Raw genomic sequence first — 17,178 nt, 5'->3', positions numbered from 1 at the left:
AAAAAAAGAAAATAAAGAATTCAATTCTATAAACTTATATTTATTTTCGCATACCTATTCATAAATAAAAACAATACATGAGCAGTACATTTACCGTATCAATTTTAGGCTGTTATGCTGCTGCTCCAGGTGCATTTAAAAATCCGACGTCACAAGTATTACAGATTCGGAATCATGTATTTCTAATAGATTGCGGAGAAGGAACACAGGTTGCCTTACGGCGAAATAAAATAAAGTTCGTGCGCATTAAGCATATCTTTATTTCACATTTACACGGTGATCATTTCTTTGGCTTGATGGGTGTTATCTCTACCTTTAGTCTCTTAAAACGTACCGCTCCGCTTACCATTTATGGTCCTGTTGGGATTAAAGAAATTGTGTTGCTACAGCTGAAGTTGATGCAAAATTTTACGAGTTACCCCTTACATTTTAAAGAACTGAGCAGCAAAGAACCTGAATTGGTGTATGAAGATGATACAGTAACTGTCACTACGATCCCGTTGCAACATCGTATTTATGCTAATGGCTATTACTTTCAAGAAAAAGAAGGACAACGCAAGTTAGATATTAATGCAGTACTCAATCTTGATATTGACAAAGCCTATTTCAATAAAATCAAACAAGGAGGCGATGTCACCTTAGAAGATGGAACCATTGTTCCTAATGCAGCACTAACGTCAGATCCTCCCAAACCAAAAAGCTATGCGTATTGTAGTGATACAAAATACAAACCAGCTATTGCCGATCAAATACAAAAAGCAACAGCTTTGTATCACGAATCAACCTTTTTAGAAAGTCATGCACATTTGTGCAAACCAACAGGACATAGTACGGCAAAGCAAGCTGCTAGTATTGCTAAACAAGCCGACGTAGAAAATCTTATCTTAGGACATTATTCTACCCGATATAATGACTTAAACGAATTTAAAGAAGAAGCAGTAACCATATTTCCAACAATTCATCTGGCAGATGATGGGAAAGTATTTACCTTTTAAAAGAGACCCGAAAAAAGATGATGGAAGAAAAGAAAAAAATATCCAAAGCTGCTGCAGCTCAATTGCAAGAACACTTTGATCAGTTAATACCACGTAATCTTTTTTTGGTAAAACAAGATACCTATCCCGATCGCGTATATCGCATTGCAGGATCTACTGCGGTGAAAAACAATATTACCATTGCTTTTAAAATTACAGAAGACAATGGGTATGTCTGTGAATATTTTCTCGATGCCGATGGCTATACCGAGCATAGACGTTATTTTATGGCGACAGATCAAGTAGAATTGCTTGAAAACTACGAGGCACTATATGATGATGAAGAATTATCTTATGAAGAACATATGCGTATCGTCAAGCATAATAAAGCCATTCGTGATTTGTTAGTCCAGAAAGGATTTATAAAAGGGAAGAAGAAGAAAAAATAAAACTCCCCTCCGTCTGAATTTCATACTTCAATTCATCCACCTCCCCTCAGAGAGGTGAGGAGCTTTTTTCTGCTCCCGCCTGTCGGCAGACTGGTTAGCGAAAGTGTACCTAGTAATACTCAAGCGAATGCTTAAAAAATATGGCAGTTTCCCCTCTAAGAAGACGGGAGTAAGGGGTGTGTTTATAGTAATACAAAATAGAGTACTACTCTAATTTAGAGTGTTACTCTATTTTGTGAATGTCTATATTCTATGACCTATACTTTTTTTCTAATAATTAAACAATTGGCCCTAAAAGCGTATCCAAACCACAACGTTCTATGAACTTATTGGTAAATACTTTTGCTGTGTCATTCGTGAGTAGTGTATTACGAGCATCAATCCATGCATTTACATGGGCAGTGCCATACATATTTTTAACACGCGTTTTGTTGAGGTTAAAATTAATTTTACCCCAATGCAATGTATATGGAATGTTCTTTTCTTCTAGTCGGTTCCAGACGGCTTCATAAAAAGTACGTGCTGCTTTACTATCTACGCCATCCATTTCTAAGACACAGGTGTGCGTAAATTTTGTAAATCCTAGAGTAGCTTTCGTTCCTTTTACATACCGTAAAGAAAGTCCGCCGGGAAAAGGACATTTTTTATTGACGTCTATGATTTCTTCTACGACTTTGGCTGAATCTGCAATGTCTATTCCTATCGCTGCACTCGCTACTTTTCCTCTGAATTTAGTGTAGTTAAAGAGTTCGCGTATGGTTCCTGTTTGTGGCGGTTGCGGTTTGAAGGCGAGTCCAAACATGGTATTGACCATAGGTGGAATTAAAAGGTCTGAAATGACTCCTAATCGGTCAAGAGTAGAAGATATAATACCTAATAAATCATCTCCGTAGGTAAAATTGTTGTCACGTACCACAGGTGTGTAGGGTAATTGATAGGGTTTCTTGTACATATACTTTAAGAAAGCGCCTTTATCTGGATTGTTCTTTTCAAACTTGTGAAGGTTAAAGAGTACTTCAAAATGATAGAGTTCTTTATTAGGACCTGCTCCTGGTAAATTAAGACCAGAAAAGTCTAGTTCTGTCATGGCTTTCTTTAAAATAGCATTATAAGGAATATCTCCTTTACGATGTTCTTCTAATAAGAAAACAGGTTCGGTTTCTATCATGACGCCGTGTATAAAGCCAAAACTTCCAAAACTAACTAATGCGGCTTCAAATAATGCATCGTCTTTAATGATTTTGGCGTCTAACCAATTGACAAATTTAGGTGCCGCAACGGGATAAGAAGCTCGCTCCAACCACATATGTTCGTTAGGTCCTGTGATAAGATGTAGTCCTACTACAAAATCTTGGATGGCACCTACTTCAAAAGCAGCACCATGGGTTCCTGTAGATAAAGCTCCAGCAATGGTCTGACCATTACTAGCTCCTGATGCTTTGATAGATCGCGCAGGATTTTTCGTTGCTAACCGATTATTGATTTCGTAGATAATACTACCACATTGTAGGAAGTAGAGATCTTGTGGTTGTTTTGGATAGTCGGTCGCTACATAGTTTCGCGTAAGCGGAAATGAAAAGTTTAAAGAAGCCGTATCGATAAGACCTCCTTCAGTTACACCTACTTTGGTAAATGACCAACCACTTCCCATTGCACGTAATTTGATATCGTTATCAATACCGTGTTTGATGAGCCATTGAAAGTTTTTAGTGGTTTTATGATAGCGTTCTCGACGACTTGCTCCTGTGGGATTATATACTTTAAAAGAAGTATTGGGAACGAGATCGTGTGTGAAATTTTCGTGCTTATTGGTCCATTCTTGAATGGGTAATTTTTCTAATCCTTCTGGTATCATAGTGTGTGGTATTAATCGTCTAATCCTCCATCGCCGTCTTGTGCTCTTGCACATCCATACGTTACTGTTCGGTGGTTTACAGTTCCTATTGTTACTAAGCTTAATAAGAAATCTCCAAGGGAAGATTTTGTCTCGACCCAACTCATGGCTTTTTCACGACATGGGCAAACGGCGTCTTCTACTTCAGGATTTGCATTGACACGTTTTTGTTTGAGTCCCCAGAAGTAACTCCAACTATGTTGTTTTTGGCATTCTATATTTACTGCACTGTCTTGGTATGGATTTGCTTCCACACGTGTAGTTACACAAGATGATAAACTACATAAAAGGAATACTATTCCTAATAGATACATGTAAAATGATTGTTTTCTTTGTGGTTTCATAAGAAAATGGTTTACTTGTAAAGTTATAAAAGTCATGGTGTTATAGCAAGGGGTGAATGCCCCTATTTGGTAATTGGTGGTGCAAGGTTAATTCTATGTGAAACCGTGTATGACTACTTTTAACTTCGTTTGCTTTCTCGTACCTTAGCAGGTATGAACAGAGACTTACATGCATTTAGACAAAATTATGAAAAGGGAGCTTTGCTTATTGCGGATATAAGTGATGATCCTATAGCACAATTTGCTACTTGGTATAAGGAGATAGAAGAAGATGGAGGGGTGAAAGAACCTAATGCGATGACACTTGCTACTTTGGGCGAAGATGGTTTTCCTAAATCACGTATTGTGTTATTAAAAGAGTATGATCAGGAAGGGTTTGTATTTTATACAAATTACGAAAGTGAAAAAGGGATGAGTATGGCGAAGCATCCTCAGGTGGGATTATCTTTTTTTTGGCCAAGTATGGAACGTCAGGTGGTGATCAAAGGAAATGTACGTAAAGTATCTTCAGAGCGATCTGATCATTATTTTAATGCACGCCCAAAGGATAGTCAATTGGGAGCTTTGGTTTCAAATCAGAGTACGGTGATTGAAAGTCGTCAAGTGATAGAGGATAGAATGACTACGCTTAAAGCGAAATATGCTAATGAAGATATCACAAGACCGTCACATTGGGGTGGTTATTTAGTAACACCTGTTTCTGTCGAGTTTTGGCAAGGAAGACCGAGCAGACTTCATGATAGAATTCGATATAGATGGGATGGAAAACAATGGATGAAAGAACGTTTAGCACCCTGATATATGAAAACATTGTATGTAGTTCGCCATGCGAAGTCTAGTTGGAAATTTGATGTGATAGATCATGAGCGTCCTTTAAATGATAGAGGGCTTACTGATGCGCCTAGAGTGGCAGCACATGTGGCTAGTAAAATGCCCAAGCCAGACCTGATGATGAGTAGTGATGCGATGCGAGCAAAGACGACGTCGTTTTTTTTCGCGAAAGCGTACCAAATACCAGAAGAAGAAATTGTACTGAATCATAGACTCTATGATTTTGACGGACGTGATCTTGTAGATGTGATTCGAAATTGTGATGATGCTATTGATTGTCTTATGGTGTTTGGTCATAATAATGCAATGACTAATTTTGTAAATACGTACGGGCATCTATTTGTAGATAATGTTCCTACTTGTGGATTTACTGCAATTACATTTGATATAGATCATTGGAAAGATATGAGTCTGGGAGAGACTATTTTTACATGCATACCTAAAGAATTATAAAGAATGAATGAACTCCAGAAGAGTAAGTATATAAATAGAGAGTTAAGTTGGTTACAGTTTAATGGGCGTGTATTGCAAGAAGCTGCTGATGAGACAGTACCTTTAATAGAACGGCTCCGTTTTTTAGGTATATTTTCTAATAATCTTGATGAGTTTTTTAAAGTTCGCTATGCAACGGTACGCCGTATTGTAAGAGCAGGACGTAAAGGAAGAAAGGCATTAGGGGTGTATACGGCAGAAGAACTGTTGCCTATGATTACAGATATTGTGATTGAGCAACAGGCAGAGAGTTTACATATTTTACAAGATATTTATAAAAAGCTTGAAGCGGAAGGAATTCATGTGATTAAAGAAACAGAGATTGAGCATGATGAACATGAACGTTTTGTAAAAGACTTTTTTACAGAAGAAGTGAGTCCAGCTATAGAAACCATTATCTTGAGAGAGGATGTAGAATTACCTCGTATTCAAGATCTGGATGCATATCTTACTATTAAGATGGTGATGAAAGGAGAAGAAGCTCCTATGTATGCATTACTTGAAATCCCAAGTAGTATAGATCGTTTTATAGTGCTTCCAAAGATAGATGATCAGGATCGTATCATTATGATCGATGATGTGATTCGATATAACTTGGATAGTATCTTTAATATTTTTGATTATGAGTCTATTTCTGCTCATATGATTAAAATTACCCGTGATGCAGAACTAGATATAGAATCTGATCTTGGAAAAAGTTTTATAGAAAAATTATCAAGATCTGTACAAGGTAGAGAAGATGGAGCGCCTGTACGATTTGTATTTGATAAAACCATAGAGAAAGAGACGTTAGATTTCTTGCTGAAGAAGCTGGATATAGAAAATGATGATAGTATTATCCCTGGAGGAAGGTATCACAACCGAAAAGATTATATGGGATTCCCTAGTTTAGGGCGTAAAGATTTACTGTATCCAAAACAGAAACCACTTCCTATAAAAGGGATTACATTAGATTGTAGCATGTTTGAGAAAATAGCTCAAAAAGACTATTTGCAATATGCACCTTATCATACATTTGCCTACACGATTAAGTTTTTACGAGAGGCCGCACTAGATCCAAAGGTGAAGTCGGTTAAGATTACGATCTATAGGCTTGCAAAAATATCTCATATCGCAAGTGCTTTAATTAATGCCGCTCAAAATGGAAAGGAAGTTACGGTACAAATAGAATTGCGAGCTCGATTTGATGAAGCATCTAATATGATGTATGCAAAACAAATGGAGAATCAAGGGGTGAAGCTTATTTTTGGTGTTCCTGGTTTAAAAGTACATAGTAAAGTATGTGTGATTGAGCGTGAAGAAAATGAGAAAATTAAAAGATATGGTTTTATAAGTACAGGAAACTTTAACCATAAAACAGCTAATATTTATACAGATTATACCTTATTTACAGCAGATCAAAAAATATTGAAGGATTTATCAAAGCTGTTTGTGTTTTTTGATACCAATTATATCGTTAATAAGTATAAACATCTAGTAGTGTCTCCTCATTATAGTAGGAATACATTTTATAGATTGATAGATGAAGAAATAGAGAAAGTAGAAGAAGGAGGTAAAGGGTATATTCGTCTTAAATTGAATAGTCTTTCTAATTATGCCATTATAGATAAATTGTATGATGCTAGTCAAGCAGGTGTAAAGGTAGATTTAATTGTAAGAGGTATTTGTTGCTTGATTCCTGGTGTACCTGGATTGAGTGATAATATACGTGCTATTAGTGTTATAGATCGATTCTTAGAGCATCCAAGAGTGTATGTTTTTGGAAAAGGAGAGCAGTCAAAAGTGTATATATCTTCTTCAGATTGGATGTCTCGTAATTTAGATAATAGAGTGGAAGTGAGTTGTCCTATTTATGATCAAGATGTGAAAAGAGAGATCTTAGAAACCTTAGATATATGTTGGAATGATAATGTGAAGGCAAGAAAACTTAATGAGAGACAAGACAATGCTTATGTAGAAAATGATAAGCCTAAAGTGAGATCTCAATTAGCTACATATAAATACTATTTAAACGCTATAGGTAATTAATGTTGACTATTGAAAAATATGCAGCTATTGATATAGGTTCTAATGCGATTAGACTTTTGATCGCTAATGTAATTGAACAGGGAAATGAGCCTACAATTTTTAAAAAAAATGAGCTTATTAGAGTGCCTATTCGTTTAGGGGAAGATGTGTTTTCTGTGGGAGAAATTTCAGAAAAAAACACCCAAAGAATGTTAGATGCTATGCAGGCTTTTAGATTGCTCATGAATGCACATCAAGTAAAATATTATAGAGCTTGTGCTACTTCTGCAATGAGAGAAGCTTCAAATGGTGATGAAGTAGTGCAATTAGTCAAAGAAAAAACATCTATTGCTATAGAAGTTATTGATGGTAAGGAAGAAGCTGCGATCATTGCTGCAACAGATTTGCATAGTGTTATAGAAAAAGATAAGGTATACTTATATGTTGATGTAGGAGGTGGTAGTACAGAATGTACTTTATATGATCAGGGTGAAATGAAGGCTTCAAAATCTTTTAAGATAGGAACCGTACGTATTCTTAAAAACCTTGTGGATGAATCTAAATGGGAAGCAATTTCTATTTGGATAAAAGAACAAACAAAAAGCTATTCAAAAATAACGGTTATTGGTTCTGGTGGTAATATCAATAAGATTATTAAAATGAATGGGAAGAAATCTAGAAAATCGCTTTCGTATTTAAATATGCTCAACTTTTACAAAATGTTGGAAGATTTAAGTTATGATGAGCGTGTTGTTAAATTAGGATTGAATCCTGATAGAGCAGATGTTATTATTCCTGCACTTAAGATCTATTTGCGAGCCATGAAATGGGCAAATGCAGAGCATGTTATTGTGCCTACTATAGGACTATCTGACGGTATTATAAAGACACTTTACAAATCAAAATAGAAGTATTTATCGTTCAACTTAGAATCAATATAGGTCATTAATCGATGTTTTTTAAACATTCAAAGATTAATACCCATCGTTCTTTTGTTTTTTTTTATAAAACCCATAAAAGAATGTATCTTTCACTCGGAAGATACATTCTTTAGCTATAAAGATGTAACAGTATAGAACATTGAATCATCACATTTTATAGCTCATAACACTTATACATTATGAAAAAAATTACATTATTATCTAGCGTTTTAGTATTTCTATTTTGTTCGTTATCCTATGGTCAAAATGTAGGATATGGTTTCAAATTAGGTGTGAATGTAAGTCAGATTAATAGTTTCTCTTTTGATATTGTAAACTTAGCAGGTGATACACCAAGACAAGGAGGTTTTGATTCTCAAGAAGGAAGTAGAATAGGATTTGCAGCTTCATTTTTTGCAGAGTTTCCCCTTAGTGAGCGTTTAAGTTTTCAGCCTGAGTTTGGATATTCTGCTCAAGGAAATAAATTTGAAGGTTTACGATATGAATACCTTCAATTGCCACTAGCACTAAAAATTAACTTTAATAAATTCTTTATAAATGCTGGACCTCAAGCGGGATTAAAAATTTCTGCGTTTGAGCAATCTGATAATTTTACAAGTTTTGAATTCTCTGGTTTTGGAGGAGTAGGCTATCAAGTTACAGAGAATATCTTCTTAGAAGCTCGTTATACGATAGGTTTTACAGAAGTGTTTGAAGATGATGCCGCAGTAGATTTACCATTATTCTCACAAGATACAAATGAAGCTAATAGAGATAATGTACTAACTAATGCAGAAGGAAAAAATAGCTTCTTTACCTTAAGTATTGGATATAGGTTATAAGAGATATATTTACCATATAAAAAATCCCTAATCAAATAATTTTGATTAGGGATTTTCTTATACTATATAATAACGGTTATCCGTGTATCGTTTCACTTACACTTAATTCTTTCATTACTTGTGCTTCAAAATCAAGGAGTTCTTGCCATTTGGCGTCAACTACTTCTCGTTTTCCATATTTGCGAGCAAAACTAAGAAACATTGTATAATGACCGGCTTCACTAATCATTAGTTTTTTATAAAAACGGGCTAACTTTTTATCTTCTAATTCTTCAGAAAGTAACCGGAAGCGTTCGCAACTTCTAGCTTCAATAAGAGCAGCAACAAGAAGTCTATTAATTAAGCTTTCTACTCTTGATCCTCCTTTCGGGAAATAAAATCTCAATTTATGTACATAGGCATCTTTACGTTCGCGTCCAAGTGATAATCCACGCTCTACCATAAGATCATGTACCATTTTAAAATGACTCATTTCTTCTTGTGCAAGATCACTCATTTCTGATACGAGGTCTGAATATTCAGGGAAACCAATTATAAAGGAGATCGCAGATGATGCTGCTTTTTGCTCACAATACGCATGATCGGTAAGGATCTCATCAAGATTCTTTTCTACAATATTTACCCATCTTGGATCTGTGGGTAATTTAAGATGTAGCATCTGTATAGGTTCTTTCTCTTCCATAGGTTATAATTCTAAATCAAATGCGCGTTTAAGAATTTCTAAATCAGGATTTTGCTCCTTTAATTTATCATATTTTTCTTGAGGTGTGTATGCATATTTACGTTGTACTTCCTCATTTACAACAATGTCAAGGGTAATATCATAGTTATTTAATTTCCTTTTAAGGAATTCTAGTAAGGGACCTTGCGCTCTTTCAACTTCTACCTTCATTGTAGCGTTAGGGTATTCTAGTTGTATTACGGTCCCATCTAGTTTTGGGGTATCAGCTTCTAGATTGGAGGCTATGATTTTTTCCCCTCGATTAGATAATTTAACCACATACTCTTTCCATGCGGCTTGCATTGCAATTTCAGTAAAGGGTTCTTTCGGCAGATTAGTAACATCTATTTTTTGCTCTTTACGCTTTTCTTCTAATTCTTTTTTGCGTTGTAGTCCTTTTAATGATAAGCCAGAAATACGCTCTTTTGTGATGGCAATTTTAGGCTGCGTTATTGCTGGAGTAGCATCGGTTTTTGGTGTTTCAGGTGCTACTTCTGTATGCGTTTTTATAATGGTAGGCTGTGCTGAGGTTTCAACTGGTGTTGTTGGCTGAGCAGGAGTAGTGATGGTTTGTGTAACAGGAACTACTGGTTGAGTAGAAGTTACGACAGTTTCAGCGACAGGAGCAGCTTCATTTGTAATACTAGCTGTTGTTTTTAGAGATCTATCTACTTTTTGAGCATGTTCAGGAGATAGTTTGTAAAATGACGGCGGAATTATGAAAGGTTGGTCATTTTTTTTTTCTCCATCATAGGTGATAGAGGCAAGCTGCATTAGGCAAAGTTCTACAAGTAGTCTTTGGTTACGACTTGTTTTATACGTGAGATCACAATTGTTTGCCATGTCAATCGCTTTTAATAAGAAAGCGAGTTCGGTTTGTTGTGATTGTTCGTAGTATTTCTTTTTAGTACCATCACCTACTTCTAATAGATGTATTGTCGGTGGATTTTTGCAGACCATTAAGTCTCTAAAGTGAGAAGCGAGTCCTGCTATAAAATGATGTCCATCAAATCCTCTGGATAAGATATCATTAAATTGTAATAGTAACTGTGGGATATCATTTTTTAAGATAAAATCTGTAGCTGTAAAGTAAGTGTCATAATCTAACACATTTAAGTTTTCTGTTACCGCTTTTCGCGAAAGCGTTTTTCCACTAAAACTTACAACTCTATCAAATATAGACAATGCATCTCGCATAGCACCATCTGCTTTTTGAGCAATAATATGCAATGCTTCTTCGTCTGCTTCTATACCTTCTTCTTGTGCAATTTGAACAAGATGTTTTCTTGCATCAGTTACCGTGATTCTTTTGAAATCAAAAATTTGACAACGTGATAGTATCGTAGGTATAATCTTATGTTTTTCAGTAGTTGCTAATATAAAAATAGCATGCTTAGGAGGTTCTTCTAGCGTTTTAAGAAATGCATTAAATGCTGCCTGTGATAGCATATGTACCTCGTCAATAATATACACTTTATAAGTTCCAACTTGTGGAGGAATACGTACTTGATCGATTAGGTTTCGTATATCATCTACAGAGTTATTGGAAGCAGCATCCAATTCAAAAATATTAAAAGCAAAATCTTCATCAGGACGTGTGTTTTCATCTTGATTGATACGTTTTGCTAAAATACGAGCACAGCTTGTCTTTCCAACACCACGTGGGCCGCAAAAAAGAAGTGCTTGTGCTAGATGATTATTTGCTATGGCATTTTCAAGCGTATTGGTGATAGCCTGCTGACCCACAACATCTTTAAATGTTTGAGGGCGATATTTTCTAGCTGATACGATGAAATGTTCCATGATTACAAATATAAAATAGGGATTTCAAAAACAGCCTATTGCTGCAAAGATTTCTAATTTATTTATTAACAGAAAGCGCTGCGATTTCTTTTTCAATTTCAGCAGCTTTTGCATACAAGGCATCACTTTCGGAACGATTTGTTTTTGAAAGTTTAAATGCATCTTCAAGTATTTTTTTATGCTGTTTCTGTAATTTTTCTAGGGGTGATTTTTTACCAAAAAGTCCAAACATAGTTTTTTATTTAAAAATACAGATTTAATATGGTATTTGTGATATTATGATGCAAAAAGATATAGAATATTCATTGCGTATTTTGATGAAGTAGTAATTAGTTGAACACTTAATTTTTATTCTTTTTCTTAAATCCCAATAGATGTTATAAAAAAATCTACTATTGAGCTTTTAGAGAAGGGGGAAGAGAATTGAAGAAATCTAATCAAAATACATAGCGAGTATAAAATATGTACACATACTTTCGTATTTTGCAATAATGTTAAAGCTAGTATATAATATAAGACACTATTTTGAGAAGCACGGATTTTATGTTTCTTCTCGTCTTGCTGATAGATTAGGAATGCGAGCAAAAAATGTGCGATTGTTTTTTATTTATATATCTTTTGCAACATTGGGTGTTGGTTTTGCTTTATATCTTACATCTGCTTTTTTATTAAAGTTAAAAGATTTAGTATACACAAAACGAACATCAGTTTTTGATCTATAGCGTATGTTTGAGTTTTTTAGATCTAAAATATATGTAGCCATCACACTCGTGTTGGTAACCTTACTTATAGGGGTTTTAGGATATAAGGCGATTGCTGACTATGGATGGGTAGATGCCCTTTATATGACTGTTATTACGGTAACTACCGTTGGGTTTGGAGAAGTAAATCCGTTAACTCCAGAAGCAAAAGTTTTTACAGTTGTTCTTATATTGTGTAGTGTAGTTATTGTGGGATATGCTATATCTGTAATCACAGAGTACATTATAAGTAGAAATGCGTACGATACCATAAAACATAGAAAAGTGCAGAAAAAAATAGACAAATTATCAAATCATATTATTGTATGTGGTTATGGACGTAATGGAAAGCAAGCCGTAGAAAAACTTCGTGCATATAATAAGTCTTTTGTTATTATAGATAAAGAAGAAGATGTTGTGCAACGTTATGAAGATGCAGATACTTTATTTGTAAATGGTAATGCTAATGAAGATGAAACATTATTAAAAGCTGGAGTAGCACGAGCAAGTACGTTAATTTCTGCATTGCCAGATGATGCAGACAATCTTTTTGTGGTTTTAAGTGCAAGACAGCTGAATCAACAACTTAAAATCATAAGTCGAGCAGAGTATGAGACTTCTCAAAAGAAATTAAAACTGGCCGGAGCTGATAATGTGATTATGCCTAATAGAATAGGAGGCGATCATATGGCATCTCTAGTCGTAGTACCAGATCTTATAGAGTTTTTAGATAACCTTTCTGTGGTAGGAGAAGAAGATTCTATTAATGTAGAAGAAATTGGTTTTGAAAAATTTTGTCCAGATGGAAGAGAAGTAAGTATAAAAGATATAGACTTACGTTATAAAACTGGTTGTACCATTATTGGGTACAAATCTCCAGATGGAAAGTATACCGTTAATCCTAGTGCAGATTTTATTCTGAAAAAAGGTTCTAAACTGGTTGTGATAGGACGTCCAGAACAAATTGTGAACTTACATCGTATTTTTGGAATTTAGTATTTGTAACCGATTTTAAGAGTCATTCCTTTGATTAAGGAGCTTTTTTTTGCATATTGCTAACTGTTTTAATAATAACCTAACATACATTAAATGATGAAGAAATATCTTCTTTCAATTTTAGCCATTTTAACTCCTCTACTTACGTTTGCTCAAGATGCCGCTGAAAAAGGTATAGATCAAAAAATCGATGAAGCTTTTAAACCTTTCTCTGATGCAGTAGGCAAAGTGATATTTTTTGAAGTATTTGAAGGAGCTCCTTTTGTGATTATTTTACTAGTACTTAGTGCTATCTTTTTTACGCTTTATTTTGGTTTTCCAAATATCAGATACTTCGGAAAGGCTATTAACGTAGTGCGTGGTAAATATGATGATATAGAAAATCATGGCTTAGGAGATGAAAATGCAGCAGTAGATGGAGATATTCCAGATACCATTCGAGATGAGAGTCAAGATGGGGAAGTAAGTCACTTTCAAGCATTGGCAACAGCTGTGTCTGGTACTGTGGGTAATGGTAACATTGCAGGGGTTGCATTAGCGATTGCATTAGGTGGTCCTGGAGCAACGTTTTGGATGATCATTTGTGGTTTATTAGGGATGTCTACAAAATTTGTAGAATGTACACTTGGTGTGCAGTATAGAGATGTTGGAGAAGATGGTACTGTTTATGGAGGTCCTATGTATTATTTAAGTAAAGGTCTTAAAGAAAAAGGATTTGGCACACTAGGAAAAATAACAGCGGTATTATTTGCAATATTCTGTATTGGAGGTTCCTTTGGAGGAGGTAATGCAGCTCAATCTAATCAGGCAACGATTGTACTAAAAGAATTATTTGATTTGCAGAGTACAGGAGCTGGTTTTTGGATTGGTGTAGCTTTGGCTGTTTTGGTAGGAGTTATTATTATAGGAGGTATCAAGCGTATTGCTTCTGTAACTGAAAAAGTAGTACCACTAATGGCAGTAATGTACATTTTAGCCTGTCTTTATATTATATTTAGCAACTTTGGATTAGTAGATGATGCTATTAGCTTAATAATATCTGAAGCTTTTAATCCAACAGCCGTTGGTGTAGGGAGTCTTATAGGAGTACTGTTGGTAGGCTTTAAGCGTGCTGCCTTTTCAAATGAAGCTGGGGCAGGATCTGCTTCTATTGCACACTCGGCTGTAAAAACAAAATATTCTGCTAGTGAAGGTCTTGTGGCGTTATTAGAGCCATTTATTGATACCGTAGTAATTTGTACGATGACGGCGCTTGTTATTGTGATCTTTAACTTTGGTGGATACTTTGAGTATGGAGGAGATGGTTCTGGTGCTGTTTTTATTGATGGAGTTCAATTTGAAGGAGCGGGTATCACATCAAAAGCATTTGCACAATATATCCCTTACTCTGGCGTATTCTTAACAATTGCGGTAGTACTATTTGCTGTATCGACAATGATTTCTTGGTCATACTATGGGCTTCAGTCTTGGAAGTACTTATTTGGACGTGGAAAGGTGGCAGATATGGTGTATAAGATTTTATTCTTATTATTTGTAATTGTAGGGGCAGCTGCAAGTATGGGATCTATTTGGTCATTCTCTGATGCAATGATCTTTGCAATGGTGTTCCCGAATATGGTTGGACTTTATTTCTTATTCCCAGTTGTGAAGAAACAACTAAAGAGATTCTTTGATGCTATTAAAGCTGGTAACAGTTAATAAAGAAAACATTCTATAATGAATAATTTAAAATCCCACTTCTTTTATGATCGACAAAAAAGAAGTGGGATTTTAGTATTTATAGGAATCATACTTATTCTTATAAGCATTTCGTTTTGGTATCAACCTTCTCAAGATATTGCAATCTCAGAAGAAGAGCAATTAGAAGTTCTTGCTTTTCAAAAACAAATTGATTCACTTAAGGTGCTTGCGATAGAAAATAATAAACCTAAGCGTTATCCTTTTAATCCTAATTATATTACAGATTATAAGGGATATACCTTGGGAATGAATTTGGAAGAGGTAGATCGCTTGCACCGCTTTCGCGAAAGCGGAAAATGGATTAACTCCATTGCAGATTTCAAACAAGTAACGAAGGTTTCTGATTCTTTACTAGATATTATTTCTCCTTATTTTAAATTTCCGGATTGGGTAACAAATCCAAAACCAAGAAAAAAGTATGTGCATCAACCAAAATGGAAAACATACGATCAAAAAAAGGATTTAAATAAAATAACATTAGATGCATTATTAGTTATTGAAGGGGTAGATGAAGTTGCAGCAGATAAGATACTACGTCATATTCGAAAAATAGGCGGATATCAAGTAGATGGTCAATTATACGACGTCTATGGGGTTTCTACAAAACAAAAACGAGCTGTGCTTAATGAGTATACGGTAAAAGAAAAACCGACAATACATTATATAAATGTAAATACTGCTACCGCTTCAGATTTAGCCACAATACCATTACTTAATTTTGACTTAGCAAAGGAAATTGTGGATTATAGATTACTACATGAAGGTGTTAAAACCTTAGAGGAATTGTCAGGACTAGATGGAATGACAGACTACAAATTTGCTAGAATTAAGTTATATTTGTCTGTTAAATAGAACGACTACAAATCTGTTTAACGATTACACGATTTTAAGCCTAAATTTAAGAATAAAGATGAACGAATTATATTTTACAGAAGAACATAATCTTTTTAGAAAAAGTTTACAGGATTTCCTTCAAAAGGAAGTGGTTCCTCATATAGATAAATGGGAGGAAACTGGAAAGATTGATCGATTCATCTGGGAAAAGTTTGGAGAGATGGGCTTTTTTGGAATCGCTTATCCTGAAGAATACGGAGGTATGGGATTAGATTTCTTTTATACTGTAATCCTTCTTGAAGAACTTCAGAAAATAAATTCAGGCGGATTTGCGGCTGCTATATGGGCGCATGCTTATCTGGCGATGACACATCTTAATGCTGAGGGCGATACGCGAATAAAATCAGAATACCTTGCGCCAAGTATTACAGGTGAGAAAATAGGTTGTTTGTGTATTACAGAGCCTTTTGGAGGTAGTGATGTAGCAGGAATGAGAACCACTGCAAAAAAAGATGGAGATCATTATGTGTTAAATGGTTCAAAAACTTTTATCACAAATGGAGTCTATTCAGATTATTTGGTCGTTGCAGCAAAAACAAGCCCTGAACTAGGAGGGAAGGGAATGAGTATTTTTGTAGTAGACCGTGATACACCAGGGGTGTCTGCTACAAAATTAGATAAACTAGGATGGAGAGCTTCCGATACAGGAGAAATAGCTTTTGATAATGTGCGTATTCCTGTGGCAAATCTAATGGGAGAAGAAAATAAAGGCTTTGGTTATATCATGCAACACTTTGCAACAGAACGTTTAATTATGGGAATTAATGCGCATGCAAGAGCAGAATTTGCTATTGAGTATGCTTTGGAGTATATGAAAGAGCGTAAAGCTTTTGGGCAATCTATAGATCGTTTTCAAGCATTACGACATAAAATAGCAGAGCGTAAAGCAGAGGTTGAAATGTCAAAAGCATTTAATTATTCAATTGCATATCGTCTTAATAAAGGTGAATATGTAGTAAAGGAGGCAACCATGTCAAAATTAACCGCTACCAAAATAGCAGACGAGGTAATTTATGATTGCTTGCAAATGTTAGGAGGTTATGGGTATATGGAAGAATATCCTATGGCTAGAATGCTGCGTGATAGTAGATTAGGTCCTATAGGTGGCGGAACTTCAGATATTCTTAGAGAGATTATTGCCAAAATGATTATCGATAAAAAAGAATATAAAGTGCAAACTGAAACAAAAGCATAAAAAAAATCAATACTAGGTTGCAGGAATAACTAATAGTAGTATATTTGCAGCCTGAAAACAGAATAAGAATTTAAAGAAAGGAGGTCCCACTATGTTAATTATACCAGTAAAAGACGGAGAAAATATAGATAGAGCGCTAAAACGTTTCAAGCGTAAATTTGATCGTACTAAGACTATGCGTAATCTTAGAGAGCGTAAGCAGTTCACAAAACCTTCTGTAAGTAGAAGACGTGAAATTCAAAAGGCTTCTTATATTCAGGGTCTTAGAGATAAAGAAAATATCTAGAAATAGTATCCGTCACTCATAATTTATATGAGGTGTCTGGATTTTTAGAA

18 protein-coding genes are annotated in these 17,178 nt (G+C 35.0%); 13 read left to right on the top strand and 5 right to left on the bottom strand.

Annotation, left to right across the window (positions count from 1 at the left end; translation table 11 throughout):
- Nucleotides 1–77 precede the first annotated feature (77 nt).
- On the top strand, nucleotides 78–995 hold the full coding sequence (locus Q1A01_RS09845; RefSeq protein ID WP_299679662.1) for a ribonuclease Z: 918 nt from the start codon (nucleotides 78–80) through the stop codon (nucleotides 993–995).
- 17 nt (nucleotides 996–1,012) lie between these two features.
- The gene (locus Q1A01_RS09840) at nucleotides 1,013–1,423 is read left to right on the top strand and encodes a hypothetical protein (RefSeq protein WP_299679659.1); all 411 of its coding nucleotides are present in this window, start codon (nucleotides 1,013–1,015) and stop codon (nucleotides 1,421–1,423) included.
- Between the two features lie 277 nt (nucleotides 1,424–1,700).
- Here Q1A01_RS09840 and Q1A01_RS09835 read toward each other — a convergent pair whose 3' ends face one another.
- Together Q1A01_RS09835 and Q1A01_RS09830 are read right to left on the bottom strand one after the other, a co-directional pair.
- The gene (locus Q1A01_RS09835; protein WP_299679656.1) at nucleotides 1,701–3,278 is read right to left on the bottom strand and encodes a hypothetical protein; all 1,578 of its coding nucleotides are present in this window, start codon (nucleotides 3,276–3,278) and stop codon (nucleotides 1,701–1,703) included.
- A gap of 11 nt (nucleotides 3,279–3,289) precedes the next feature.
- Complete coding sequence (locus Q1A01_RS09830) at nucleotides 3,290–3,661, bottom strand: hypothetical protein (RefSeq protein ID WP_299679653.1); 372 nt, start codon at nucleotides 3,659–3,661, stop codon at nucleotides 3,290–3,292.
- A gap of 153 nt (nucleotides 3,662–3,814) precedes the next feature.
- Here Q1A01_RS09830 and pdxH point away from each other — a divergent pair, with 153 nt between their 5' ends.
- From pdxH to Q1A01_RS09805, 5 genes are all read left to right on the top strand, one after another.
- Nucleotides 3,815–4,459, top strand: a complete 645-nt coding sequence (pdxH, locus tag Q1A01_RS09825) for a pyridoxamine 5'-phosphate oxidase (protein WP_299679650.1) — start codon at nucleotides 3,815–3,817, stop codon at nucleotides 4,457–4,459.
- A gap of 3 nt (nucleotides 4,460–4,462) precedes the next feature.
- A complete protein-coding gene (locus tag Q1A01_RS09820) occupies nucleotides 4,463–4,945 on the top strand; it encodes a histidine phosphatase family protein (protein ID WP_299679647.1) in 483 nt (160 codons plus the stop codon).
- A gap of 3 nt (nucleotides 4,946–4,948) precedes the next feature.
- Complete coding sequence (gene ppk1, locus Q1A01_RS09815) at nucleotides 4,949–7,012, top strand: polyphosphate kinase 1 (protein WP_299679644.1); 2,064 nt, start codon at nucleotides 4,949–4,951, stop codon at nucleotides 7,010–7,012.
- Nucleotides 7,012–7,899 carry an exopolyphosphatase gene (locus Q1A01_RS09810; protein WP_299679641.1) on the top strand — a complete coding sequence of 296 codons (888 nt, stop codon included), beginning with the start codon at nucleotides 7,012–7,014 and terminating at the stop codon, nucleotides 7,897–7,899. Before ppk1 ends, Q1A01_RS09810 begins: the two co-directional genes overlap by 1 nt.
- A 212-nt stretch (nucleotides 7,900–8,111) precedes the next feature.
- On the top strand, nucleotides 8,112–8,753 hold the full coding sequence (locus tag Q1A01_RS09805; RefSeq protein WP_299679638.1) for a porin family protein: 642 nt from the start codon (nucleotides 8,112–8,114) through the stop codon (nucleotides 8,751–8,753).
- Nucleotides 8,754–8,829: 76 nt separating this feature from the next.
- On the opposite strand, the gene Q1A01_RS09800 is transcribed toward Q1A01_RS09805, so the two are convergent.
- Genes Q1A01_RS09800 through Q1A01_RS09790 form a run of 3 tightly spaced genes read right to left on the bottom strand, consistent with a single transcriptional unit; the run spans nucleotide 8,830 to nucleotide 11,509 of the window.
- Nucleotides 8,830–9,411: a tRNA-(ms[2]io[6]A)-hydroxylase gene (locus Q1A01_RS09800; RefSeq protein ID WP_299680025.1), complete on the bottom strand. Its 582-nt coding sequence runs from the start codon at nucleotides 9,409–9,411 to the stop codon at nucleotides 8,830–8,832.
- A gap of 27 nt (nucleotides 9,412–9,438) precedes the next feature.
- Complete coding sequence (locus Q1A01_RS09795; protein ID WP_299679635.1) at nucleotides 9,439–11,277, bottom strand: DNA polymerase III subunit gamma/tau; 1,839 nt, start codon at nucleotides 11,275–11,277, stop codon at nucleotides 9,439–9,441.
- Nucleotides 11,278–11,335: 58 nt separating this feature from the next.
- Complete coding sequence (locus Q1A01_RS09790; RefSeq protein ID WP_299679633.1) at nucleotides 11,336–11,509, bottom strand: Lacal_2735 family protein; 174 nt, start codon at nucleotides 11,507–11,509, stop codon at nucleotides 11,336–11,338.
- Nucleotides 11,510–11,768: 259 nt separating this feature from the next.
- Here Q1A01_RS09790 and Q1A01_RS09785 point away from each other — a divergent pair, with 259 nt between their 5' ends.
- From Q1A01_RS09785 to rpsU, 6 genes are all read left to right on the top strand, one after another.
- Nucleotides 11,769–11,999, top strand: a complete 231-nt coding sequence (locus Q1A01_RS09785) for a PspC domain-containing protein (protein ID WP_299679631.1) — start codon at nucleotides 11,769–11,771, stop codon at nucleotides 11,997–11,999.
- Between the two features lie 3 nt (nucleotides 12,000–12,002).
- Nucleotides 12,003–13,013, top strand: a complete 1,011-nt coding sequence (locus Q1A01_RS09780) for a potassium channel protein (RefSeq protein ID WP_299679629.1) — start codon at nucleotides 12,003–12,005, stop codon at nucleotides 13,011–13,013.
- Between the two features lie 96 nt (nucleotides 13,014–13,109).
- Nucleotides 13,110–14,711, top strand: a complete 1,602-nt coding sequence (locus Q1A01_RS09775; protein WP_299680022.1) for an alanine/glycine:cation symporter family protein — start codon at nucleotides 13,110–13,112, stop codon at nucleotides 14,709–14,711.
- Between the two features lie 18 nt (nucleotides 14,712–14,729).
- Nucleotides 14,730–15,605, top strand: coding sequence for a helix-hairpin-helix domain-containing protein (locus tag Q1A01_RS09770; protein ID WP_299679626.1), 876 nt, complete (start codon nucleotides 14,730–14,732; stop codon nucleotides 15,603–15,605).
- A gap of 58 nt (nucleotides 15,606–15,663) precedes the next feature.
- Nucleotides 15,664–16,842 (top strand): acyl-CoA dehydrogenase family protein, encoded by a 1,179-nt coding sequence (locus tag Q1A01_RS09765; protein ID WP_299679623.1) that lies wholly within the window; start codon nucleotides 15,664–15,666, stop codon nucleotides 16,840–16,842.
- A gap of 91 nt (nucleotides 16,843–16,933) precedes the next feature.
- Nucleotides 16,934–17,128, top strand: coding sequence for a 30S ribosomal protein S21 (gene rpsU / locus Q1A01_RS09760; RefSeq protein ID WP_299679620.1), 195 nt, complete (start codon nucleotides 16,934–16,936; stop codon nucleotides 17,126–17,128).
- Nucleotides 17,129–17,178 lie beyond the last annotated feature (50 nt).

Source organism: uncultured Dokdonia sp., assembly GCF_947492815.1.
Lineage (GTDB): Bacteria > Bacteroidota > Bacteroidia > Flavobacteriales > Flavobacteriaceae > Dokdonia.
The sequence above is the reverse complement of the archived record's forward strand: the minus strand, read 5'-3'. Positions and strand labels throughout refer to the sequence as shown.

Excerpts from the sequence above, each read along its gene's own strand:
- Q1A01_RS09800 (WP_299680025.1), bottom strand. The coding sequence starts at position 9,411 with ATGCTACATCTTAAATTACCCACAGATCCAAGATGGGTAAATATTGTA.
- Q1A01_RS09810 (WP_299679641.1), top strand. The coding sequence starts at position 7,012 with ATGTTGACTATTGAAAAATATGCAGCTATTGATATAGGTTCTAATGCG.
- Q1A01_RS09840 (WP_299679659.1), top strand. The coding sequence starts at position 1,013 with ATGATGGAAGAAAAGAAAAAAATATCCAAAGCTGCTGCAGCTCAATTG.
- Q1A01_RS09805 (WP_299679638.1), top strand. The coding sequence starts at position 8,112 with ATGAAAAAAATTACATTATTATCTAGCGTTTTAGTATTTCTATTTTGT.
- Q1A01_RS09835 (WP_299679656.1), bottom strand. The coding sequence starts at position 3,278 with ATGATACCAGAAGGATTAGAAAAATTACCCATTCAAGAATGGACCAAT.
- Q1A01_RS09790 (WP_299679633.1), bottom strand. The coding sequence starts at position 11,509 with ATGTTTGGACTTTTTGGTAAAAAATCACCCCTAGAAAAATTACAGAAA.
- Q1A01_RS09770 (WP_299679626.1), top strand. The coding sequence starts at position 14,730 with ATGAATAATTTAAAATCCCACTTCTTTTATGATCGACAAAAAAGAAGT.
- pdxH (WP_299679650.1), top strand. The coding sequence starts at position 3,815 with ATGAACAGAGACTTACATGCATTTAGACAAAATTATGAAAAGGGAGCT.
- ppk1 (WP_299679644.1), top strand. The coding sequence starts at position 4,949 with ATGAATGAACTCCAGAAGAGTAAGTATATAAATAGAGAGTTAAGTTGG.
- Q1A01_RS09785 (WP_299679631.1), top strand. The coding sequence starts at position 11,769 with ATGTTAAAGCTAGTATATAATATAAGACACTATTTTGAGAAGCACGGA.
- Q1A01_RS09765 (WP_299679623.1), top strand. The coding sequence starts at position 15,664 with ATGAACGAATTATATTTTACAGAAGAACATAATCTTTTTAGAAAAAGT.
- Q1A01_RS09795 (WP_299679635.1), bottom strand. The coding sequence starts at position 11,277 with ATGGAACATTTCATCGTATCAGCTAGAAAATATCGCCCTCAAACATTT.
- Q1A01_RS09780 (WP_299679629.1), top strand. The coding sequence starts at position 12,003 with ATGTTTGAGTTTTTTAGATCTAAAATATATGTAGCCATCACACTCGTG.
- Q1A01_RS09845 (WP_299679662.1), top strand. The coding sequence starts at position 78 with ATGAGCAGTACATTTACCGTATCAATTTTAGGCTGTTATGCTGCTGCT.
- Q1A01_RS09820 (WP_299679647.1), top strand. The coding sequence starts at position 4,463 with ATGAAAACATTGTATGTAGTTCGCCATGCGAAGTCTAGTTGGAAATTT.
- Q1A01_RS09830 (WP_299679653.1), bottom strand. The coding sequence starts at position 3,661 with ATGAAACCACAAAGAAAACAATCATTTTACATGTATCTATTAGGAATA.
- rpsU (WP_299679620.1), top strand. The coding sequence starts at position 16,934 with ATGTTAATTATACCAGTAAAAGACGGAGAAAATATAGATAGAGCGCTA.
- Q1A01_RS09775 (WP_299680022.1), top strand. The coding sequence starts at position 13,110 with ATGAAGAAATATCTTCTTTCAATTTTAGCCATTTTAACTCCTCTACTT.